This window comes from Halocynthiibacter sp. SDUM655004, assembly GCF_026015885.1.
GTDB classification, from domain to species: domain Bacteria; phylum Pseudomonadota; class Alphaproteobacteria; order Rhodobacterales; family Rhodobacteraceae; genus Falsihalocynthiibacter; species Falsihalocynthiibacter halioticoli.
On record NZ_JAPDUG010000002.1, the window covers coordinates 101,931 to 125,600 of the forward strand.

A 23,670-nucleotide genomic window follows, 5' to 3' on the forward strand; every position below is an offset into this window, starting at 1 on the left:
GAAACACGATGAAACATCACACCGTTACCAAAGGTTTCACCCACCAGAACCAGAAACACGACAGCGCCGTAAAGCAAGTTACTGGGCGCGCGGAATACACAGATGATATCGCCGAGCCAGCGGGCACTCTGCATGCATATCTTGGTGTTTCTGACGTGGCACACGCCAAACTCAACGGCATCGACCTAAGCAAGGTTCGCGATGCGGATGGCGTTGTTGCTGTCTTGACTGCTGATGACATCCCTGGCGCAAACGACATCAGCCCCACAGGCCGAAACGACGAGCCCGTGTTTCCGACTGAAAAGATCGAATTTCATGGCCAGCCGCTCTTTGCCGTAATCGCCGAAACGCGAGACGCAGCGCGGCGCGCAGCGGAGCTTGCCGAAGTGGATTGCGATGTCCTTCCCCATGCAATTGATCCCGTGAGTGCGCGCGACGCAGGGATGCCGCTCATCACCGAGCCACTCAAGCTTGAGCGCGGCGATATCGACAAGGGGTTTGCGACGGCGCAAAACCGTATCAAAGGTCAGGTGACCGTCGGCGGACAGGATCACATGTACCTTGAGGGTCATATTGCCTTTGCTGTCCCAGGCGAGGATGAGGACGTTGTTGTCCATTGCTCCACCCAGCATCCGAGCGAAGCACAGCATATGGTGGCGCATGTTCTGGGCGTACCGTCAAATGCGGTGGTTGTGAATGTTCGGCGCATGGGCGGCGGGTTTGGCGGCAAGGAAAGCCAAATGAACCTGTTCTGTGCGGTTGCGGCAATTGGAGCGAAAAAGCTAGGCCGTCCGGTTAAGATCCGCCCTGACCGCGATCAGGACATGACCGCAACCGGTAAGCGCCATGACTTCGTGATTGATTACGACATCGGCTTTGACAATGACGGCCGCATCGAAGCGGTATCAGGAGAATTTGCCGCGCGGTGCGGGTACTCTTCTGATCTTTCCGGCCCTGTGACCGACCGCGCATTGTTCCATGCGGATAATGCCTATTTTTACCCGCATGTGCGCCTGACATCGCGGCCCCAGAAAACAAACACCGTTTCAAACACTGCCTTCCGAGGCTTTGGTGGACCACAGGGCGTTATTGCCGCAGAGCGCATGATCGAAGAGATCGCCTTTGCGCTCGACAAAGACCCGCTCGATGTCCGTAAGGCGAATTTTTATGGCGATGGTACCGATGGGCGGAACCTCACCCCCTATCACCAAAGCGTCGATGACAACATCATCGGCCGCGTGGTCGAAGAACTTGAGGAAAGCTCAGACTACCGCGCCCGCCGCGAAGGTATTCGCGCATTCAACGCCAAGGGCGGCATCCTGCGGCGCGGGATTGCGCTCACACCCGTGAAGTTCGGGATTTCATTTACCGCAACCCATTACAACCAAGCCGGCGCCTTAATCCATGTTTATAACGACGGCTCAATCCACCTGAACCATGGTGGCACAGAGATGGGCCAAGGATTGAACACCAAAGTTGCCCAAGTGGTTGCCGAGGCGTTTCAGGTTGACTTCAACCGGATCAAGATCACCAAAACCACAACAGAGAAAGTCCCGAACACATCGGCGACTGCGGCGTCCAGCGGCTCCGACCTAAACGGGATGGCCGCACTGAATGCAGCAGAGCAGATCAAGGCACGGCTCGTCAGTTTTGCCGCCGAAAGCCGCGGTGTATCCGAAGATGCAGTTTCCTTCGGGCCAACTGGCATCAGCATCGGCACCGATGTCGTGCCGTTCGACAAGCTCGTCAAAGAGGCCTACATGGCGCGCGTGCATCTCTCGGCCACGGGGTTCTACAAAACGCCAGACATCCACTGGGACCGCGCCGCGGGCAAAGGGCGGCCTTTCTATTACTACGCCTATGGCGCGGCCTGTTCGGAAGTTACAATCGACACGCTCACGGGCGAGTACCGTGTGGAACGGGCTGATATTCTCCATGATGTGGGGCGCTCGCTCAATCCAGCACTCGACAAAGGACAAGTTGAGGGGGCCTTCATCCAAGGCATGGGCTGGCTCACAACCGAGGAACTCTGGTGGGATGACGAAGGCCGCCTTCGTACCCATGCGCCTTCGACCTATAAGATACCACTTGCAAGCGACCGCCCGCGTGAATTCAACGTTAAACTGGCCGATTGGTCGGAAAACCGCGAAATGACCATCAAACGCAGTAAGGCTGTGGGCGAGCCACCGTTTATGCTGGGTATCTCGGTATTTGAGGCCCTCTCGATGGCGGTGGCCAGTGTTGCCGATTATCGCATTTGTCCGCGCCTCGAAGCGCCCGCTACGCCAGAGCGCGTATTGCTGGCGGTCGAGCGGCTTAAGGCCGGAGCCTAAGTCATGACGGCGCCCCGGGATCTTGAGCAGTTTTTCGCATCGGGCGAACCCGTCGCCTGCTTGCGGATCACGCGCGTACGCGGGTCCTCCCCGCGTGCGGAAGGCACCGAAATGTATGTATGCTCCGAATGCCTTTTCGGAACAATCGGCGGCGGGCAGCTTGAGCATCTGGCAATTGATGCGGCGCGGGAGTTGCTGGCCTCTGGCGATCTCTCCAAACACCTCGACATCCCCCTTGGTCCGCAGATCGGCCAATGCTGTGGCGGACGAGTTGAAGTGAGTGTGACGCGTATGAGCGCGGCTGACAAAGACGCCGCCCTCAGCAGAGACGCCGAAGCACGGGCCGCCAACCCTTCGGTCTATATCCTTGGTGCTGGGCATGTTGGCCGCGCACTCGCCGCGCAGCTCCAACATCTTCCTGTGCATACCGTACTCATCGATCAACGCGCCGAAGAGTTGGCGCTCTCCGATGCAGCGGTCGAGAAACGCCTCAGTGCAATTCCCGAGATTGACGTGATGAGCGCCCCCGCTGGAAGCGCCTTCATTGTACTAACCCATGACCACGGGCTTGATTTCCTACTGGCCTCTGCGGCGCTACAACGCGCGGATGCGGCCTATGTGGGGCTGATCGGCTCAAACACCAAGCGCATCAAGTTTCGCAACTGGTGCCGAAAATTCTGCGATGGCCTGTCTATCGCTCCATTGATCTGCCCCATCGGGGCAGGCGGTAGCCGCGACAAGCGGCCTGCTGTGATCGCGGCCCATGTGGTGGCCGAAGTGATCACGGCGCTGACCTCTGAACCTGCCGCAGAACGCCCCGAGGGGGTAACTGTCTCGCATATCGCAGCACAGTGAACAAACGCCGGCGGCGAAACGGGAGAGGAGCCCGTCCGCCGATTTCCGGCCCAACAGAGGAGGTCCCCATGCAAAATGGGAGCTACACATACAAGCTGTTTCACCGCAGCGACTTCAGCGCGTTTTGGGCGCTGTTCACCGACAACCTGATCAACCTGATGGTGCTTGCTGGCGTCTGTCAGTTCGTGTTCCAAATGCCCGCCGAAATTGTCTATGGCCGCATCGTCCCTGGTGCCGCGATTGCCATTCTGGCCGGTATCGCGGTTTACGTTGGCCTTGCCAAACGCGCCGCGCAAAAACACGGGCGCGATGTAACCGCCCTGCCCTATGGCATCTCAACCCCGGTCATGTTTGTGTACCTGTTCGGCGTCATCGGTCCGATTTACTGGTCCACCAATGATCCCATTCTTGCGTGGCAAGTCGGCATTGGCGCGGGCTTCATGGGCGGTATCGTTGCAGCTTTTGGCGCGGTCATCGGGCCGTGGCTCAAGCGGGTAACACCACGCGCAGGGATGCTCGGCACTCTCTGCGGCATTGCGCTTGTGTTTATCGGAACAGTGCCGCTCGCTACTGTTTTTGAAAACCCGTTCATCGGTTTTGCCTCGATGGTCATCATCCTCTGGGGCCTCGTGGGGCGCTTCCGCCTTCCGTATAATATCCCCGCGGGTCTTCTGGCGTTGATCGTTGGTACGGTTGTGGCCTTTGCCATCGGCGAAGCACGCATCAGCTTTGACGGTGTCGGATTCTATCCGCCGCTTCCATATTTCGGAGACTTGATCGCAGGCATTCAGCACCTATTCGCGAACCCTGAACTGTTCCTCGTCCTTGTACCGGTACAGATCTATAACTTCATCGAGACCATGAACAACGTCGAAAGCGCGGAAGCTGCGGGCGACCATTATCCTGTTGCCACCTGTCAGATCACCGACGGCATCGGCACCATGGTCGGCGCTCTCTTTGGCTCACCTTTCCCGACAACAGCTTACATCGGGCATCCCGCGTACAAACGCATGGGAGCACATGCGGGGTATATCATCGGCGTCGGGATTGTTATTCCGCTTGCGGCGTTTTTTGGGCTACTGGCGTTCCTTACCAACCTTATTCCGGTTGCCGCAGCGGCTCCTGTGCTGGTGTTCGTTGCGCTTAGCCTCATCACGAACACCGCGCATTCAATCAAAACAGACCATATGGCCGCTGTGACCATTGCGATGATGCCGCATGTCTCATCGTTCCTGATTACGAAATGGGGCTCTCTCATGGGCGCACTGGGCGCTGTTGGCGTGGCCTCCCTTCCACAGTTGGGTGACCCCGAACTTACGGCAGCACTCTTGCAACAAGGGGCGCATTTCGAGGGGCATCTCGCCCTTTCGCAAGGCGCGATCCTGACCGGTCTCATATGGGGTGCGATCGTGGCGAGCGTCATTGACGGGAATTTCCGCAACGCGGCCGGCTTTGCCCTTGCGGCGACGATCATGTCCTCGCTCGGTGTGATCCACGGCGCGAGTTTGCACTGGCCCGAATTGAGCGGCGTCTCTGGCGGATATCTCATCGCGGCAGCGTTCCTCTATATCTATCCGCTGTTCCACAAAGACGGCGAACTCAACAACGAGAACGTTGTCATCGACGAGGCCGCAGCGCCTCCAGCCGAATAAGCTCTGGCTTAGCACCAGATGCTTGTGCGGGCCGCATTGTCCCTACCAGCGGCCCGCACACATACGAACCACCCCTTCAATAGGACAATAGAATGTCAAAACCGCCATCCCAAAAGCTCCTGCGCGGCAGGGTTCTTGATTTCAACGCTGAGCCCCAAGATGCAACCGACACATCCGCCTATACCTATCTCACGGATGGCGCGATCCTAATCGAGGGCGGAAGAATCGCAGATGTTGGCACCTTTGCCGATGTTGCACAACGCGCGCCTGCGGCCGAAATCGTGGATCACCGCCCTAACCTTTTGATGGCAGGTTTCATCGACACGCACGTCCATTTCCCACAGGTACAAGTGATTGCGTCATGGGGTGCACAGCTTCTTGATTGGCTCAACACTTATACGTTCCCCGAAGAAACACGCTTTGCCGAGGTCGCCCACGCCGAGGCTATGGCCAGCAAGTTTTATGATTTGTTAACCGCGCACGGAACAACCACGGCCGTCGCCTATTGCTCTGTTCACAAGGAATCTGCGGAGGCGTTCTTTGGCGAAGCAGCACGCCGCAATATGTGCATGATCGGCGGCAAAGTAATGATGGATCGCAACGCGCCAGACGGGCTGCGCGACACGCCACAAACAGGGTATGACGATAGCAAAGACCTGATTGCCAAATGGCACGGTAAGGGCCGCGCACATTATGCAATTACGCCGCGGTTTGCCATCACCTCGACCCCAGAACAGCTTGAGATGACGGGCGCTCTGGTTGCGGAACATGCGGATTGTTTTGTCCAAACCCATCTAAGCGAAAACCACGACGAAATCGCCTTTACGGCAGAACTTTACCCCGATGCACCCGATTACCTTGGCGTTTACGAAACCTATGGGTTGCTCACGCCAAAAATGTTGCTTGGCCACTCTATCCACCTGACGCCGCGCGAAATCGACCTACTTGCCCAAACACGCGCGAAACCTGTGTTTTGCCCGACATCGAACTTGTTTCTGGGGAGCGGGCTATTTGATGACGCAGGATTGCGCGGCAAAGGGATTTGCAATGCAATCGCCACGGATATCGGCGCAGGCACAAGCTATTCCATGCTTCAGACATTGAACGAAGGGTACAAAATCCTTCAGCTTCAGGGCCAAAAGCTACATCCTCTGCGGGCATTCCACTGGATCACGCGCGGCAATGCGGTTGCGCTCGGGTTGGAAGACAAAATCGGCACACTGGCCGCTGGATCAGATGCGGATATTGTCGTGCTTGATGCACGCGCAACCCCTGCTTCGGCGTTACGAATGGAACGGGCAGAAACGCTGTCCGAGGAGTTGTTTATCCTGCAAATGCTCGGCGATGATCGCGCGGTATCCGAAGTTTATGTTGCGGGGGTATCCGCAAAAACCGAAACGCAAACACATGACCGTCTTGCACTCACGGCCTAGATACTAAGACGGTCAAAATAGGCTGAGCAGGAACACCACGCTCATACCGTAGCCCATCAGCGCCACAAAACCGCGCACCCAAGAGGCCGGAACGATACGTGCAATCCATGCTCCGCTGAACCCTCCCAATACAGTGAACACCATCATCACCAACGCCATGGGCCACACGACCAAGCCAGCAATGGCAAAAGTCACAACCGATATCGCCGAAAGCGCGAAGGAAAGCCCGTTTTTGACGCCGTTCATCAGGTGTAGGTCGCGCCATCCCCAGAGCGCAAACAGCGCCAGCAGAACAATACCAAGTCCGCCGTTGAAATAGCCGCCGTAAAGGCTCACGAGAAACAGGCCGATTGCGCCTTCCGGTGTTGCGGCGCGGGCTTTTGACTCGGCCCAAACGCGCAAGCGTGCACCGAAGAGAAACACGGTAGTGGCAAAGAAGAGCAGAAACGGAACGATGAACGAAAACACTTCGTTTGACGACACGAGCAGCAACAGAGACCCTGTCAGACCGCCCGCTAATGTAATCAGCGTCAGGCGGATCATCTGTGCCCGAGACAGCGTTTTCAGCTCCTTTAGAAACCCAAGTGCGCCACTCAGATAACCGGGAAAGACCGCAACTGTACTGGTTGCATTTGCCATAACAGGCGGCACACCAGCCCAGACGAGCGCAGGAAACGTCAGGAATGTTCCGCCGCCCGCGATTGCATTTACGACCCCCGCGCCAAACCCCGCAAGCGCCAACAACAGAAGCGTCATTCACCTCTCCTCCCCATTATACAAAGGAAGCGGCGCTTCGAAAAACGCCGCTTCCCTAATCAAGTCTCTGCACCAAGGCAGAGAATGGCGCAAGCCCTAGACGTGATCGTCGTTGGGCAGTGAGCCTTTGCTGTGACCGGACATACCGCCGGAAACTTCCTCAGTGGCTTCATCCGAGAGCTCTTCTGGAAGAACAAGGTTCAACACAATCGCGATCAGAGCCGCAGGAAGAATGCCGGAAGTCGCCAGCACCTTGAGTGTTCCAGGCAGATACTGAAGCGCATTTGGTTCAAGCTGAAGGCCAAGACCAAGCGAAAGCGCAATTGCAAAGATCACCATATTGCGGCGGTTCCAGTTGACGTCGGAGAGCATCGAAATACCCGCTGCAACAACCATACCGAACATAACGATCACACCACCGCCCAACACTTCAATCGGGATAGAGGAAATGATCGCGCCGATTTTCGGGATCAGACCACAGATAATCAGGAACACCGCGCCAATGGTTACAACCATACGGCTCATCACACCTGTCATCGCGATCAGGCCCACGTTCTGTGAGAAGGAGGTGTTTGGCAGCGCGCCAAACAGACCGGAAATCGCAGTCCCTACACCATCAGCAAATGTTGCGCCTTGAATTTCCTTGTCGGTTGCCTCGCGGCCAGCACCACCTTTAGTGATCCCAGAAACGTCACCCACGGTTTCAACCGCCGATACGAACGACATCAGACAGAAACCAACAATCGCAGCTACAGAGAACTCAAGCCCGAAATGCAGCGGGTTCGGCAGCGCGAACGGGGCTGCATTGCCAACGTTACCAAGGTTCACTTGGCCCAAAAGGAAGGCCAATACGTAGCCAACAATCAGGCCAATCAACACAGCAGATACAGACAGCATACCGCGCGCAAAGAACTTCAGCCCAAGCGTTACGATGATAACTGTGCCAGCCATAACCCAGTTGATCAGCGAGCCGTACTCTGGCGTTCCGATCGCGGGCACACCACCAGCGGCGTATTGAATACCAACCTTAACAAGCGCAAGACCGATCATCGTAACCACAAGGCCCGTGACCAAAGGCGGCAGAGCAAAGCGGATTTTGCCGATAAACAATCCAAGGAAGGCATGGAATAAGCCGCCCACAAGCACACCGCCCATCAAGACGGCAACCGCATCAACGCCCTTACCCGCCACGAGCGGGATCATGATCGGAATGAAAGCAAAGGATGTTCCCTGCACGATTGGCAAACGCGCGCCAACAGGGCCGATACCGATGGTTTGGATGAGTGTGGCAATGCCCGCAAAGAACATCGACATCTGGATCATATAGATCATCTGTGGAAAATCGGGGCTGTTTGAGCCAAACCCGAACCCTGCGGCTCCGCAAACGATGATTGCCGGCGTCACGTTTGACACGAACATCGCCAGCACATGTTGAATGCCGAGCGGCACAGCCTTTGCCATCGGCGGTGTATAATTTGGATCCCGGAGCTGTTCCGGTGTTCCGATTGACGTATCTGACATAGTTGTCCCTTCCTATGTTGGATTATGCGCAATCTTTGATTTTTCGCGCGTTTCGTTTTTGTTGTTATTCGTGGAGGATCACCTCTTCTGTGAACCAGTGTTCCTCAAGGTTTGGGCCGGTGCCGATGCGATCTACAACAGCAAACAGACCCGGTTCATGCAGAGGTGTCAGCACGCCGTGCCACACCCCGCGATGATAGTTAACGCCCTGTCCGGGCTGAGTGATAAAGGCAAGTGGTGCGCCCGGCTTACCGCCTTCATCCGGAGCGACAACGACCAGAAACGGCTTGTCCGAAAGAGGCAAAAACGCCTGACTCCCTTCGGGGTGGCGCTCCATCATTTCTATCGAAAGCGGCAGCGAAAACACCTCGGATTTAAAGATGCTGATACCAGCTTCTCCGTCCACAAAATCCAGTTTTGCGCGGTTATGATAGCGTTCGCATCTACCTTGATTGATGAGCTTATCGACAGAGCCAGATGCTTCGATAACATCCCCGAACGGCGCAAAAGCTTCCGCCGTTAAGGGCTGTGTTTTCACCCGCACGCTCATGCGTCAAATTTCTCGATCAGGCGCAGTTCGGCGATGCGCTCAACCTGCTTGCAGGCTTCTGCGAACTCCGTGTCGCGATCATTCTCGATCCGCCGCTTGAAAGCCTCCATGATTGAAGTCTTCGTGTTGTCTCGCACGGCGATAATGAACGGGAAGCCGAATTTGCTGGTGTAGGCGTCATTCAGTTCGGTGAATGTTTGCCGCTCTTCATCAGTAAGCGCATCTAGCCCCACAGAGGCTTGCTCTGCTGTAGATTCCGCCGTGAGCCGCTTAGCTTCGGCGAGCTTTCCGGCCAAATCCGGGTGCGCGGTCAAAACGCCGAGCCGTTGCTCCTCGCTAGCGGTGCGGAACACCCGCGCAAGCGCGCTATGGACGCCTTGCGCTGTGTCATGGGTCGGGCCGAGTTCCAAGTCAAACGCCCCTTCTGCGATCCACGGGCTATGCTCGAAAATGCCACCGTACTCGGAAACAAAGCTGTCTTTATCCATCTCGGATGGGCGCGGTTTGGTCATAGGGGGGTGTTCTTTCATCCAGTGGTCAGCAATCTGTTCGCGCGTGGCAAACCAGACGCCCTCGTGTTTCTGAAAATGCTCAAGGGCGCGCTTCAGCGCCATCGCACGGCCTGGGCGGCCGATCAAACGGCAGTGCAATCCGATCGACAGGATTTTCGGAGCACCCGCTTCACCCTCGGCGTAGAGCATATCGAAACTATCTTTGAGATAGCTCTCGAACTGGTCTCCGTTGGTATAGCCGGCCTGAATCGCAAAGCGCATGTCGTTACAATCCATCGTATAGGGAACGATGAGTTGATCCTTGCCGCCTGCTTTTGTCCAATAGGGTAAGTCATCAGCGTAGCTATCCGCGATATAGGCGAACTCGCCCTCCTCAGCGGCCAGATCAACCGTGTTCATCGAACAGCGCCCTGTGTACCAGCCACGTGGCGCTTTGCCTGTCACTTCGGTGTGCAGCCTGATCGCCTCGCGGATTTGCGCGCGCTCCTCATCGGGCGACATATCCTTGTGTTCAACCCACTTTAGCCCGTGGCTGGCAATCTCCCAGCCAGCCTTCTGCATCGCCGCAACCTGTTCTGGCGCACGGGCAAGCGCCGTGGCAACGCCGTATACAGTAAGAGGAATGTCCTTGAGCATCCGATGCACGCGCCAAAAACCGGCCCGCGAACCATACTCATAGATCGTTTCCATATTCCAATGCCGCTGACCGACCCACGGCTGCGCGCCGGTGATTTCGGATAGAAAGGCCTCGGATGCCGCATCCCCATGCAGGATGTTGTTCTCTCCGCCCTCTTCGTAATTCAACACGATCTGAACGGCGATCTTTGCGCCGTTCGGCCAATTCGCTGCGGGAGGCTCGGCCCCGTGGCCGGTCATATCTCGCGGATAACGTTTCACTTTTCGCGCCCTTTGTGTTTTGGCTAGTAATAAACCAGAAAATGCGTGCCATTTTTCAAAAAATAATAGAAAGACCTTCGGACACAGTGGATTTGTGTTTCCTCAGGGCTTTCGCCTAGAAAAGTAGCACCCAACAAGGAGTGTGCACGAATGACCGGCTATCTAACAACTCATGTTCTCGATACGGCACGAGGTTGCCCAGCAGAGGGCCTCAAAATCGAACTGTTCCGCATTAAAGGAACAGAGCGCAGCCTGTTGAAAACAATGGAAACTAATGACGACGGCCGCACAGATTCACAGATTCTGCCAGCTGAAGAATTCGAGCTTGGAGAATACGAGCTGGTGTTTCATGCAGGCGCTTACCTCGACGCCACAGGAACTCCGCCCGAAGAACCACGCTTCCTGAATGTCATCCCGATCCGCTTCGGCATGTCAGAAGCATCACACTATCACGTGCCGCTTCTACTCTCGCCCTTCGGTTACTCCACATATCGCGGAAGCTAGCGGTAGCTTCAGGCCGTTCCGTTGCTTAGGTCCGCGTGTGTTGCGCGGATCGCGGCACCGATGCGGTCAATCACAAACTCCATGAAAAGCCGCGTCTTCGGGTCTTGCATCCGGCGATGCGTAAACAAACACGCCATTTGAATTGGTTCCGGCGGCGTTTCGGTCGCAACAGGCACAAGGCTCCCCGCCCGCAGGTGTTCAACAATTTCAAACACCGGTTTCATCGCGATCCCCTGCCCCGACAATGCCCAGTCCGTAAGGATATCCCCGTCGTCAGATTCATACCGTCCAGACACCCGAAACCGCTTCGGACCCTCGGGTGTATTGAGCCGCCATTGAAACTCTGTCGCCCCTGGAAAACGCAGGCTTAAACACTCGTGCCCTTGCGCAATAATCTCGTCGCCATCACGCGGCATTCCACGCTCTTCGATATAGGAAGGCGCAGCGCACAAAACACGCTCCACATCGGCGATCTTGCGAATTTTTAGGTTACTGTCTTCCGGCTGCCCAAGGAAAAACGCGAGGTCCAGCCCCTCGGTCGTTAAATCAACTTTGCGGTCGGTCAGGCGCAGGCGCACACTCACTTCGGGATATTCGCGCAAAAATTCAGGAACTTGTGGCGCGATCAACCGTCGCCCAACACCAAGAGGCGCCGCCACATAGAGCGATCCACGCAGGTTTTCGGTAAGGTTGACGATCTGTGCCTCAGCACTTTCAACGGCCTCTAGTATGCCCGTCGCCCCGCGATAGAAAGACTGCCCTTGCTCGGTGGGTGTAAGGCTCCGCGTTGTGCGCTGAAACAGGCGCACGCCAAGGTGTTCCTCAAGCTGTGAAATCCTTGAGGAGGTCACCGCCGGTGAGATTCTCAAGTCGCGCCCCGCGGCGGACATGCTTCCGAGTTCATAGACGCGGACGAAGGTTCTGATATTGTCGAGATAAGACATTATTTTGTTTTTTTTGATGCAGCTTGATTTTTCAATGCAATAGCAGAATAAAACACTCTCGCCTAGAGTACGATTAACTCGAAACTTGGGAGGTTCGCCATGTATGATATGGCTATAATTTGGGATTGGATCGCGTTTTCAGTACGTTGGCTCCATGTCATTACGGCCATGGCGTGGATCGGCGCGTCATTCTATTTTATTGCGCTCGACCTGATGTTGAAGCCAAACAAAGCGCTTCCTGAAGGTGCCTATGGCGAAGAATGGGAAGTCCACGGCGGCGGATTCTACCACACTGTCAAATATCTCGTTGCCCCTGCAGAGATGCCAGAACATCTGACATGGCACAAATGGCAGAGTTACATGACGTGGATTTCAGGCGCGGCTTTGCTGATGATTGTCTATTGGGTGGGCGGAGAATTGTTCCTGATCGACCCAAGCAAGGCCGACCTCGCTCTGTGGCAAGGCATCCTGATTTCTGGCGGCTCGCTCACAATTGGCTGGCTTGCCTATGACCAGCTTTGCAAATCCAAGCTGGGCGAAAGCCCGACGGTTTTGATGCTGATTCTGTTTGCCATTCTTGTTGTGATGTCATGGGGTTACAATCAAATCTTCACAGGACGCGCAGCGCTCCTTCACCTTGGCGCCTTTACAGCCACGATCATGACCGGCAATGTATTTTTTCAGATCATGCCGAACCAACGGATCGTTGTTGCCGACCTTAAGGCGGGACGTACACCCGACGCGAAATACGGCAAAATTGCCAAGCTGCGCTCGACCCACAACAACTACCTGACGCTGCCGGTTGTGTTCCTGATGCTCTCGAACCACTACCCGCTTGCCTTCGGTACAGAATACGCATGGCTCATTGCTTCGTTGATCTTCCTGACTGGTGTCACAATCCGCCACTACTTCAACACGATGCACAGAACCGGCAAAGGGCCGAACTGGACATGGCTGGCAACAGCGGTCTTGATGATTGCGATTGCCTATCTCTCGACCTTCTCAGCAACCGAAAGCTACGAAGAAGCCGAAGCGCGGGTGATGACCCCATATGAAGAAAAATTCGCATCCTCGGAAAAATTCGAGGATGCCTATTATGCCGTGGTCGGGAATTGCTCTATGTGCCACGCGCGCGAACCCTCTTGGGACGGCATGCACTGGGCACCAAAGGGCGTCATTCTGGAGACCGAAGCAGACGTGGCACGCCACGCCGAACAAATCTATCTACAGGCAGGACGCACGCACGCAATGCCACCGCCAAACGCGATTGAGATGGACAACGAAGCCCGCGCCATGATCGTCGCATGGATCAAGGATGTGCGTCAGAACGACGGTTAAACCCCATACTCCAGACACAAAAAAACCGGCCAACACATTGTTAGGCCAGTTTTTTATTCATTTTCTATGGAATTAACCCGGGCTCATTCCGCGCAACCGTTCAGAGCGGCGGCGCAAGAGTTCAACCACTGTCAGCAGTGCGATAGAGATCACCACGAGGATGGTCGCAACAGCCAGAATAGTTGGGCTGATCTGTTCGCGTAGGCCGGTAAACATCTGCCAAGGTAGGGTTTTCTGGCTGGCAGAGCCAACAAACAGAACCACAACTACCTCGTCGAATGAGGTGATAAAGGCAAAGAGACCGCCCGAAATCACACCCGGTAGAATGAGCGGCATTTGCACACGGAAGAAGGTCGTCATCGGATCCGCGCCCATGTTTGCCGCTGCACGTGTAAGAGAGCGGTCAAAGCCAACCAGTGTCGCTGTTACCGTGATGATCACGAACGGCACACCAAGCACAGCATGCGCGAGGATTACCTTCACATAGCCAACAAAGGTTTTGTTAAAGCCCAGAGAGTCCTCAAGGAAGTTGCCGATGCTGGAGTAGAAAAAGAACATCCCAGTGGCCGAAATAATCAACGGCACAATCATCGGCGAAATCAACATCGCCATGATCGCACGCCGGCCCGGCACGTGGCTTTGCGACAGGCCGATAGCAGCAAGCGTGCCAAGCGAAACCGAGATGATCGTCGCGATTGGCGCAATAATCAGCGAGTTCTTAAAGCTCCGCTGCCATTCATTGTTGGTAAAGAAATCGCGGTAATGCTTGAGGCTATACCCCTCCGGATCAAAACGCAGCATCTCTGGTGTGAAGGTAAAGAAATTCTCGGCGTTGAACGAGAGTGGCAACACAACAAGGATAGGCGTGATCAGGAAAATGAAAATCGCCGCACAGATAAACCGGAAGCCATAGTGCCAAAGCACCTGCTCCGCCGTCAGATATGGCGGCAGCCCGCGGCGATACTCGCGGAAATGAAGCCAGAACACCAACCGCGCAAAGAGAACGCCGCCGATCGCGCCAAAGAACGCACCGCCAAGGCTCCCGACAGCAAGGCCGGCAGCCGCAAAAAGGAGCGCACTCACGATCATGGCGGCAACATGGGTGCCGAAAATCGACAACAATGCATAGGCCAGCGCAACAGAAAGCCCGACGCCGCCCAAAATGGTCAGCAAGAACTCAGAGAAATCCTCAGCCGTTGTTACACCAGCGACAAGCATCGTAGCCGCAACCAAAAGCCCGATGAGGCTCAAGGTGAAGGACATGGAAATTGGAATGTGAACGTCTTTAAACTTAGCCATTTTTCTATCCCAGCTTCACGTTGTCGATGCCGACGATCTTGTCGTAGGCCCAGTAGAGAATAAGCACGACCGCGAGAAGGATGGTGCCAAGTGCGGCGGCAAGCCCCCAGTTGAGCGACGAGGAAATGTGGTAGGCAATCCGGTTCGAGATAAATACGCCTTTGGTACCGCCCACAATTTCGGGCGTGATGTAGTAACCAATTGCGAGGATGAACACGAGGATCGACCCTGCCCCAATTCCCGGAATACTCTGCGGGAAATACACGCGCCAGAATGCCGTCCAATTGGTTGCACCAAGCGATTTCGCGGCGCGGAGGTATGTTGGCTGAATGGTCTGCATCACCGAATACATCGGCAAAATCATGAACGGCAACAGGATGTGGGTCATGGCCACGATGGTACCGATTTGGTTGTTGATAATCACTAGCCGCGCGTCATCCGCGACCAAACCAAGCCAGACAAGCGTATCGTTGATAACCCCTTGTTGCTGCAACATAACCTTCCATGCAGATGTCCGCACCAAGAGCGAGGTCCAGAACGGCAACAGCACAAGGATCATTAACAGGTTCGATATACGCATCGGCAGGTTGGCCAGCAGCCAAGCCACCGGATAACTCAACAGAATACAAAAGCCCGTAATGATGAGCGACATTTTAAGCGTTCGGCCAAAGAGCGTGAGCAAAATCCGCTTGTTTTCAGGCTGCATTTCTGGCCCTTCGGCGGTGCGCTGCATATCAACCGCATTCAGAAAATAGCCATCGGTGTATTTTCCGGAATGCGTTTGAATCGTCGCCCATGTTTTGACTTCGCCCCATCCATCATGGATATCGATCAGCTTTTCTTTGAAGGGAGCGTCTTCGACCGGATCAAGCTTCTTGATAGCGCGTCCGGAACGGCGGAACATCGAGGACATACCGGTTTCTTCATAGTTCAGCCGCGAACCAAGGCGTGTATGGGTCTTTTCGTCAACGGCGACAACCATATCGCGAACGAAGGCGGCATAGACCTCTTCGGGCGGCAACTCGCCACTTGTGGCGTCCCAACTGGCCAATTCGGCAACGGTTTCGGGAAGCGTTTCCTCAACAATACCGTTCTCGACAGAGCGGAACAGCATGGAGGCAATAGGAACGAGGAAAGATAGAATAACAAACAACAGTAGCGGTGCGATCAGTATGAGAGCACGAAGCTTTTGCCGCCGCAAACTGCGTGCAAGGCTTTGCTTAAGAGGAGTTCCGTCTGCGGCCAGCACGGGGCCGTTGGACTGTGGCGCGTCTTGTTGTGTCGCGTCGGACATTTGTTCCGCCCTGTTTTTTTGAATTTAGTACGAAGGGCCACCGATGCGGCCCTTCGTAATTTTAGGATCTAAGCCAGAGGCTTATTGAGCAAGCCAAGCTTGGAATTTCGCGTCGATGTCGTCGCGGTAGTCAGCCCAGAACTCGTAGTTATAGAGGAACGTACGCTTCGCGTTCTCTGGATCGGTTGGCATATGTGGCGCCATCTCGATACCGAGTTCGGCGTGCTGGCCAACGAGCGGTGCGGAAGATGCACGCGCAGGACCGTAGGAGATGTATTTCGCTTGGTCAGCAAGACGCTGTGTATCTGTTGCGAAATAGATGTAATCCAACGCACGCTGCTTACGCTCTTCGGAAAGACCGGCAGGGATAATCCAACCGTCAAGGTCAAACACCTGCGCGTCCCAGAGCATCGCAACTGGCTGTTTCTGCTCTTCGATCACGGAGAACAGGCGACCGTTGTAAGTCGAACCCATTACAACTTCGCCATCGGCGAGAAGCTGAGGCGTATCCGCACCTGCAGACCACCAAACAACGTCATCCTTGATTGTCTCAAGCTTGGCGAGCGCACGGTCCTGACCTTCGTCGGTTGCCAGCACGTCATAGACTTCGTCGAAGCCAACGCCATCACAGATCAACGCCCATTCCATGTTGTTGATAGGACGTTTCTCAAGAGCACGTTTGCCAGGGTAAGCTTCTGTATCAAATACGGCGCAAACGTCTGTTGGCGGTGTGTCGCCAACCATGTCTGTGCGGTAGCCGAATGTTGTCGAGTAAACGATCTGTGGGATGAAACACTCGCTTACGAGCAGATCACCGAAGTCTTCGGAAGCTGGCGTGCCGTCTGGCGCAGGAGCGAGAACCTCGTCCGCATCGATTTCCATTGCAAGACCTTCGTCACACAGACGGATCGCATCAGAAGCCACAACGTCAACAACATCCCAAGTGACGTTGTCCGCTTCGTTCATTGCGCGCAGTTTGGCAACCGCTTCGTTGGAGCTGTCGTCGTTGATGATCGTAATGCCGGTCTTTTCGGAATATGGCTCGTGATAAGCCTTAAGCTGAGACTTCGAATAAGCCCCGCCCCATGACACAATTGTCATTTCTTCTGCCGTAGCCGCACCCGCAAGGGCAACTGCTGCTACTGACATCAAATACTTGGAATATTTCATTCATATTCTCCCATTCGTCCGCCTTGTTCATGTTCGATAGCCAGGGGCGGATCGATCCCAGCCATCGCGTTCATCCGCGCCGCGAGGCGACGCAGGCAAAGCAATTAAGCGTCGAGCGCCCGACAATCCTCGGCCAACCAGCCGATATTGATTATCTCGCCGGGTTTGAGTTTCACGGCGTCAGGGGCGTTCCGCGTTTTGACGATGAAATCATCGTTTCCAGCCACGCTTAGGCGGAAGCGGAAAATGTCACCCATATAGATGAATTCCTTAACTTCGGCCTTCAGCGTATGCGCATCTTCGTGCAAACGCTCTTTGTTAAATTCTACGCGCTCCGGACGGATAGACACTTTGGTCCGTTCGCCCGCATGGGTCACGTTAACGGGCATGGCGTCGATCTCTTCGCCATTGTCCAAGGTCACCACGCAATGGTTACCGGAGATTTTGGTAACAACGCCTTCTAGCGTATTGTTTTCACCAATAAATTGCGCAACGAAGCTGTTACCGGGCGCTTCATAGAGCTCATCCGGCGGCGCGAGTTGCTGAATACGGCCATCGTCGAATACGGCGACGCGATCCGACATGGTCAGCGCCTCTGTCTGGTCGTGTGTCACGTAAACTGTCGTAATGCCGAGCTCATGTGCCAGACGTGTGATTTCAAACTGCATGTGTTCACGCAGCTGTTTATCAAGCGCGCCGAGCGGTTCGTCCATCAAAACCAGCTCCGGCTCAAATACCAGCGCCCGCGCCAAAGCGATCCGCTGCTGCTGACCACCAGAAAGCTGAGCCGGACGACGACCGCCAAACTCACCCATCTGCACCATATCAAGCGCACGCATAACTTTTTTCTCGCGCTCGGATTTCCCAATTTTGCGAACTTCAAGCGGGAACGCGAGGTTTTCTGCAACCGTCATATGCGGGAACAGCGCATAGTTCTGGAACACCATGCCAATGCCGCGTTTGTGCGGCGGGATGTTGTTGATCGACTGACCATCCAACAGGATATCGCCATGGGTTGCGGTTTCAAATCCAGCGAGCATCATCAAGCAGGTTGTCTTGCCCGAACCCGAAGGTCCAAGCATCGTCAGGAATTCACCTTTCGGCATCGAAAGGTTCAGATCCTTCACAACCAAATTTTCGCCATCGTATGATTTTTGCACGCGTTTGAACTCTACGAACGCGGCGTCGTTTGACAATTTGGCCACAAGGCCCCCCTGTTTTCTTTTCAGCCACTTTTGTTGGGCCGTTTTGTTGAAATCCATTAGAACGCATGCACCTGCGGCAACGCAACCGGATTCTAGGAAGTTCTTGGATCACTCCCCAATTGCGCCGTTTTATCGTTCAAAAACGACAACTTATACCGTGACCTGAATCCAACAGATTCGCCGGAAGCCCCCAAAAACCGATTCGTCACCCTCGCAGTCTCCATCACTGAAAATACTGCAGTAACTGCGATTTTTTGGCGCTTTCCGGCATCATTATTCACCCTAGCACACTCCGAATTGCAGAGGCTGTTTTAGCCGCAATCTCGTCTGCTTCGGACTGGCTCAGGCATAGCGGTGGTGCGAAACCAAGGATGTCTCCCTGCGGCATTGCGCGAGCAATTACCCCCTCTGACAAGAGTGCCGCGGCGATCGATGGCCCGACTTTTTCGCCCGCATCAAAGAACTGTCGCTTCTCACTGTCTTTGACCATTTCGACCGCACAGAGCATCCCCTCGCCGCGCACTTCGCCAACATGAGCCATGTCGCCCACAGCCTCCCGCATAACGGCATTGAAATATGCACCGGTTTTGCCCGCGTTTTCGACCAACCCAAGCTCATCAATCAACTTGAGGTTTGCAACGCCAGCCGCCGCACCAATCGGATGCGCGGAATAGGTCCAGCCGTGGCCAATCGGGCCGTTTTCGTCTGTCCCCTGCTCCAGAACTTTCCAGACCTTGTCGCTGATGATGGAGCCAGAGAGCGGCGCATAGGCCGAGGTAAGCCCCTTGGCGATCGTGATGATATCTGGCCGCATGCCGTAATGATCGGAACCAAACATCGATCCAAGCCGCCCGAAGCCCGTTACGACCTCATCAGCTATCAAAAGGATGTCGTATTTGGCCAATACTGCTTGAATAGCGTCCCAATACTCTTCCGGTGGCGGAACAATCCCGCCTGTGCCCAAGACCGGCTCGCCGATGAAGGCCGCTATTGTCTCTGGGCCCTCGTCCAGAATTTGCGCTTCCAACTTGGCGGCGCAATCGGCAACGAATTCCGCTTCGGACATGCTCGTGTCTTCGCGTCGATAGAAATATGGCGCTTCGGTATGGATGACCTGCGCCAATGGCAGATCGAATTTCTTGTGGAACAACTCCAGCCCTGTGAGCGATCCGGTCATCAGGCCGGAGCCGTGATATCCGCGCCAGCGACTGATGATCTTCTTTTTCTCTGGACGGCCAAGAATGTTGTTATAGTACCAAACGAGCTTGATATTTGTCTCGTTGGCGTCGGAGCCAGAGAGCCCGAAATACACTTTGGACATATGATCAGGCGCACGGTCCAGAACCATTTTAGCTAGTGTAATTGACGCTTCTGTCCCATGTCCTGCATAGGAATGGTAATAGGCAAGCTCTTGGGCTTGGGCCGCAATCGCATCAGATATCTCGCGCCGCCCATACCCCACGTTGACACAATAAAGCCCCGCAAAAGCATCCAGAAGCCGTGTGCCATTACGATCTTCAATATGGCAGCCTGACCCTGTGGTTATAATCCGGCTCGGGCTTTCGCCACGCGCGTGTTGCGCGAGGTGGGTTGAAGGGTGGAAGAAGTTATCGCGGTCCCATGAATCCAGCGTGTCATTTTTCAGCATTGCATATCCTCTGGCGGTATTTGCCTGTGGTGTATTGATCTTCACAAAGCCAGGGGATGCGCACAAATCGGGCAACATGGCTCCGTTCTCCGCAGCAGCGCGCAATGCCTTTCTTGCGGAGACAGGCAATACATAGTCAAAAAAACCTGTCATGGCCACAGTTTAAATGGACAGGTTAATTTCATTGCGGCGCCGCAAGGCTATTGCCATGTGCAAATTTGCATGCTCAAATCCGCGAACGTCGGCGGTATTTCGTACCGCTACGCTTCATGACAACCGAATAGAGGACGCCCGCCATGGCCCATGCAAATCCGGCATTCACGCAAGCGGAATATGCGCGCCGCCTTGCCAAGACACGCGCTGCGATGGCCAAAGCGGGGCTTGATGCGCTCTATGTGCAGGACCCTTCGAATATGGGCTGGATCACCGGTTATGAAGGTTGGTCGTTCTATGTGCATCAGGGAGTGTTGATCTTTCACGATCAGGACCCGATCTGGTGGGGGCGGAATATGGACGCCAAAGGCGCCCTGCGTACAGTCTGGATGGATGACGCCCGCGTGCACGGCTATGACGATACTTACGTGCAATCCACAACCCGTCACCCCATGCAAGACCTCGCCGCCCTTTTTCAGGAGTTAGGGTATAGCAATGGGCGGATCGGCGTCGAACTCGAGAACTATTACTATTCGGCAAAGGCGCACCTTACTTTGGTCGAGAGCCTCCCCGACGCAACGCTGATCGACGCCACTGCCCTCGTGAACTGGCAGCGCGCGGTGAAATCGGACGAAGAAATCGTCATGATGCGCAATGCTGCGCGTATTTCCGAAAGGATTATCGACGGGTTGGTCGAACGCATTGAACCGGGCCTAAGAAAGAATGACCTCGTTGCCGAGATCTATCGCGACGCAATCAGCAGCACAGGAGAAATCTGGGGCGATTATGCTGCCATCGTGCCGCTGCTGCCCTCTGGAGCGGACGCCTCTGCCCCGCATCTCACGTGGGACGGCAAACCGCTCAAATCCGGAGAATGCACCTATCTTGAAATCTCGGGCTGTTATCGCAGGTACCACGCACCGTTCTGTCGCTCTGTTTTCCTAGGTACGCCGCCTGATCACGTGAAAAGGGCCGAAGCTGCACTTGTGGAGGGGTTACAGGCCGGACTTGACGCTGCCCGCGCTGGAAACCGAGCCAAAGACATCGCACATGCGCTTGCAGGACCGCTTGAACGCGCGGGTATTAAACGCGGCGCGCGCTGTGGCTATCCAATCGGTCTTTCCTATCCGCCAGATTGGGGAGAACGGACAATTTCCTTGCGCGACAACGACGATACAATTTTGGAGCCTGGGATGACATTCCACTTCATGCCCGGCCTATGGATGGACGATTGGGGCCTTGAAATCACCGAGTCCATCCTGATCAAACCTGAAGGCCCAGCCGAGTGTTTCTGTGACCGCCCGCAAAAACTGTTTGTTAAACCCTGATGCGTGACCAAACCATTGATATCCTGCGCGACCTGATCGCATACCCAACTGTTTCCTCGGAGAGCAATCTCCAAATGATCGGGCACCTTGCTGGACAGCTTGAAGCCGCCGGCGCGCGCTGTTTTCTCTCGGGGGACGATACGGGCAGTAAAGCCAACCTCTTTGCAACGCTTGGCCCTGACGGCCCTGGCGGCATACTTCTTTCAGGGCATAGCGATGTCGTGCCAGTTCTGGATCAGGACTGGAGCAGCGATCCATTTGAGATGACAGAGCGAGATGGCAGACTTTATGGTCGCGGCACCTGCGACATGAAGGGGTTCATCGCGGCCGCCGTAGCCTTCGCCGGGCAAATCGACCCTGCCCGCCTGATCCGCCCGTTGCATTTTGCCTTTACCTATGACGAGGAAGTCGGGTGCCTTGGGGCACGCCACCTTGTGGGCGAACTGGCCCAGCGCAATATACTGCCGGACATTGCAATTATCGGCGAGCCCACAAAAATGCGCATCATCGAGGGGCATAAGGGCTGCTGTGAATACACCACGCATTTTAGCGGGTTAGAGGGGCATGGCTCCCTGCCCGACGCGGGTGTGAACGCCGCTGAATACGCCGCTCGCTATGTAAGCCGCTTGATGGAGCTGCGCGAACAACTCAAACCCCGCGCGCCACAGAACAGCCGCTTTGATCCGCCGTGGACCACCATCAACATCGGACGCATTGCCGGCGGGGTGGCTCATAACGTGATTGCGGGCAAGGCAGAGGTAGATTGGGAAATGCGCCCTGTGCAAAAGACTGATGCGGAGTTTGTGAAGCAAGCGCTCGCCACCTATGTGCGCGACACCCTTCTTCCGGACATGCATGCGGTTTGCAACCACGCAGCGATCACAACCGAAACCATCGGAGAAGTCACGGGCCTTGACCCCATGCACGATAACGCCGCGCGCGATCTTGTGGCAGAGCTCACTGGATCAAACAGCGCCGATGTTGTCTCGTTCGGAACGGAAGCAGGTTTGTTTCAAGAGCTTGGCATGAACGTTGTGGTCTGCGGCCCCGGCTCTATTGAACAGGCGCACAAACCCGACGAGTTCATTACCGTGGAGCAGCTCAACAAGTGTTGTGACATGCTCGCGCGTTTGGGCAAGAAACTAACTGCATAAAAGGCTTAGGCTCCGTGACTTCGGTCATACGGCGAAACCGCGGGCAATACATGTGCGGCACGGGCCTCTTCGCCCGGGTCCCATACCTCAATGAGCAATGGATAGCATTTCGCCACGTCAGAAGAGTGGGATGCAGAGCAATCACCCCCCGGACAGGCGGAAAGCCCGACGGTAAGGTCAATCTCCGCAAAAAACTCAAGATAGTCTGCCGGACGTACAGGGCTTGCCTTCATGAAATACTGTCCCGTATCCCGCGTAAATCCGGTGCACATGAAAACATTCAAAACATCATGCACCAGCCCCTCTGCAATCGGAAGGTCCATCCCTGCATGCTGCGCCAAGGCGCGGGTGAGGTTAGAGTGGCAGCAGTAATGATAATCCCCACCACCAAGCAAACGCCCCGTGTAGGGATCGCAGCGCGTCCCGATTACATCATGAACAGAGCCGCCGTACGCATCAAAGTCATACCAATCAAGCGTATCATCTACGATCGTCGCCATTGGCCGTAAAAACGGAAAACTCGACCACATCCGGTCTCCGGTCGAAAGATGCGTGCCATGCAACGCACGGGTCTTGCCGGAATAAAACCTCTCGTTCAGGTCTTTGGTGTTCCAGATATTGAGATCCCCAACCTGTGGCCCCTCAACAGACACAATCCGAAAAAATGCGCCAGCTGGGACGTCTATGCATCCTGCATCGCGAGGATCAACAAGGCATTCCGCGACTTTGGTTGCCCCTCCCCGAACTTCGGACATCCGATCTAGGTCAGGCGCTTTCAGACTTTCGGTCGGATAACATATGACGGGCTGAACAGCGCGCCGCTTTTCCGCATCCGCAGGTGCAGAATGAAATGAATGCGTTTTCAAGTCTCAGAACTCCGTTTATCGCGAAAAGCTTTCGGCTCCCAAAGAAACTCTCCTCCAAACGTCAAGCGAACAACTGGAAGCGGACAATGTGATCTCGGTCAACTAACTGACGTCTTCACGCCATTGCCTGCCCTATCTTCGCTGTCGTTCGCGCAAGGAGAGAACTCTTAACTACCTATCCGCCGTGGCAGTGTCTTCCAAGAGGTTTATCGTGTTACATGTTTCCGGCAAACGGAGCCCAGCACACTGGCTAGAAAT

At 55.2% G+C, this 23,670-nt stretch carries 19 protein-coding genes; 8 read left to right on the forward strand and 11 right to left on the reverse strand.

Features of this window, described 5'->3' with window-relative positions:
- Positions 1-8: 8 nt before the first annotated feature.
- The 4 genes from xdhB to guaD all read left to right on the forward strand — a co-directional run bounded on the left by xdhB (position 9) and on the right by guaD (position 6,273).
- Positions 9-2,333, forward strand: coding sequence for a xanthine dehydrogenase molybdopterin binding subunit (gene xdhB, locus N9C89_RS08170; protein WP_263953395.1), 2,325 nt, complete (start codon positions 9-11; stop codon positions 2,331-2,333).
- Between the two features lie 3 nt (positions 2,334-2,336).
- Complete coding sequence (gene xdhC / locus N9C89_RS08175) at positions 2,337-3,188, forward strand: xanthine dehydrogenase accessory protein XdhC (protein WP_263953396.1); 852 nt, start codon at positions 2,337-2,339, stop codon at positions 3,186-3,188.
- Between the two features lie 68 nt (positions 3,189-3,256).
- A complete protein-coding gene (locus tag N9C89_RS08180; RefSeq protein WP_263953397.1) occupies positions 3,257-4,840 on the forward strand; it encodes a xanthine/uracil/vitamin C permease in 1,584 nt (527 codons plus the stop codon).
- Between the two features lie 92 nt (positions 4,841-4,932).
- On the forward strand, positions 4,933-6,273 hold the full coding sequence (gene guaD / locus N9C89_RS08185; RefSeq protein ID WP_263953398.1) for a guanine deaminase: 1,341 nt from the start codon (positions 4,933-4,935) through the stop codon (positions 6,271-6,273).
- A 12-nt stretch (positions 6,274-6,285) separates the two neighbouring features.
- Here guaD and N9C89_RS08190 read toward each other — a convergent pair whose 3' ends face one another.
- From N9C89_RS08190 to puuE, 4 genes are all read right to left on the reverse strand, one after another.
- On the reverse strand, positions 6,286-7,029 hold the full coding sequence (locus N9C89_RS08190) for a sulfite exporter TauE/SafE family protein (RefSeq protein ID WP_263953399.1): 744 nt from the start codon (positions 7,027-7,029) through the stop codon (positions 6,286-6,288).
- Positions 7,030-7,125: 96 nt separating this feature from the next.
- On the reverse strand, positions 7,126-8,550 hold the full coding sequence (locus N9C89_RS08195) for a uracil-xanthine permease family protein (RefSeq protein ID WP_263953400.1): 1,425 nt from the start codon (positions 8,548-8,550) through the stop codon (positions 7,126-7,128).
- Between the two features lie 64 nt (positions 8,551-8,614).
- The gene (locus tag N9C89_RS08200; protein WP_263953401.1) at positions 8,615-9,100 is read right to left on the reverse strand and encodes an ureidoglycolate lyase; all 486 of its coding nucleotides are present in this window, start codon (positions 9,098-9,100) and stop codon (positions 8,615-8,617) included.
- Complete coding sequence (puuE, locus tag N9C89_RS08205) at positions 9,097-10,509, reverse strand: allantoinase PuuE (protein ID WP_263953402.1); 1,413 nt, start codon at positions 10,507-10,509, stop codon at positions 9,097-9,099. The genes N9C89_RS08200 and puuE overlap by 4 nt, the downstream gene beginning before the upstream one ends.
- Before the next feature lie 150 nt (positions 10,510-10,659).
- On the opposite strand from puuE, the gene uraH reads away from it, so the two are divergent.
- Positions 10,660-11,013 (forward strand): hydroxyisourate hydrolase, encoded by a 354-nt coding sequence (gene uraH / locus N9C89_RS08210; protein WP_263953403.1) that lies wholly within the window; start codon positions 10,660-10,662, stop codon positions 11,011-11,013.
- Between the two features lie 8 nt (positions 11,014-11,021).
- Here the strand turns inward: uraH and N9C89_RS08215 are convergent, their stop codons facing one another.
- Entirely contained in the window at positions 11,022-11,957 is a 936-nt protein-coding gene (locus tag N9C89_RS08215) for a LysR family transcriptional regulator (RefSeq protein WP_263953404.1), read from the reverse strand.
- A 99-nt stretch (positions 11,958-12,056) separates the two neighbouring features.
- On the opposite strand from N9C89_RS08215, the gene N9C89_RS08220 reads away from it, so the two are divergent.
- Positions 12,057-13,295: a urate hydroxylase PuuD gene (locus tag N9C89_RS08220; RefSeq protein WP_263953405.1), complete on the forward strand. Its 1,239-nt coding sequence runs from the start codon at positions 12,057-12,059 to the stop codon at positions 13,293-13,295.
- A 72-nt stretch (positions 13,296-13,367) separates the two neighbouring features.
- On the opposite strand, the gene N9C89_RS08225 is transcribed toward N9C89_RS08220, so the two are convergent.
- The 5 genes from N9C89_RS08225 to N9C89_RS08245 all read right to left on the reverse strand — a co-directional run bounded on the left by N9C89_RS08225 (position 13,368) and on the right by N9C89_RS08245 (position 19,911).
- Positions 13,368-14,594: an ABC transporter permease gene (locus N9C89_RS08225; RefSeq protein ID WP_394358489.1), complete on the reverse strand. Its 1,227-nt coding sequence runs from the start codon at positions 14,592-14,594 to the stop codon at positions 13,368-13,370.
- Between the two features lie 4 nt (positions 14,595-14,598).
- A complete protein-coding gene (locus N9C89_RS08230; protein ID WP_263953406.1) occupies positions 14,599-15,888 on the reverse strand; it encodes an ABC transporter permease in 1,290 nt (429 codons plus the stop codon).
- An 81-nt stretch (positions 15,889-15,969) separates the two neighbouring features.
- Positions 15,970-17,058: an extracellular solute-binding protein gene (locus N9C89_RS08235; RefSeq protein WP_263953407.1), complete on the reverse strand. Its 1,089-nt coding sequence runs from the start codon at positions 17,056-17,058 to the stop codon at positions 15,970-15,972.
- A 104-nt stretch (positions 17,059-17,162) separates the two neighbouring features.
- The gene (locus N9C89_RS08240; RefSeq protein ID WP_263953408.1) at positions 17,163-18,263 is read right to left on the reverse strand and encodes an ABC transporter ATP-binding protein; all 1,101 of its coding nucleotides are present in this window, start codon (positions 18,261-18,263) and stop codon (positions 17,163-17,165) included.
- A gap of 277 nt (positions 18,264-18,540) precedes the next feature.
- Entirely contained in the window at positions 18,541-19,911 is a 1,371-nt protein-coding gene (locus N9C89_RS08245; protein ID WP_263953409.1) for an aspartate aminotransferase family protein, read from the reverse strand.
- A gap of 296 nt (positions 19,912-20,207) precedes the next feature.
- On the opposite strand from N9C89_RS08245, the gene N9C89_RS08250 reads away from it, so the two are divergent.
- Positions 20,208-21,392 carry a M24 family metallopeptidase gene (locus N9C89_RS08250; protein ID WP_263953410.1) on the forward strand — a complete coding sequence of 395 codons (1,185 nt, stop codon included), beginning with the start codon at positions 20,208-20,210 and terminating at the stop codon, positions 21,390-21,392.
- Positions 21,392-22,546, forward strand: coding sequence for an acetylornithine deacetylase (gene argE, locus N9C89_RS08255; protein WP_263953411.1), 1,155 nt, complete (start codon positions 21,392-21,394; stop codon positions 22,544-22,546). Before N9C89_RS08250 ends, argE begins: the two co-directional genes overlap by 1 nt.
- Positions 22,547-22,551: 5 nt before the next feature.
- On the opposite strand, the gene N9C89_RS08260 is transcribed toward argE, so the two are convergent.
- On the reverse strand, positions 22,552-23,412 hold the full coding sequence (locus N9C89_RS08260) for an urea carboxylase-associated family protein (RefSeq protein ID WP_263953412.1): 861 nt from the start codon (positions 23,410-23,412) through the stop codon (positions 22,552-22,554).
- Positions 23,413-23,670: the final 258 nt, after the last annotated feature.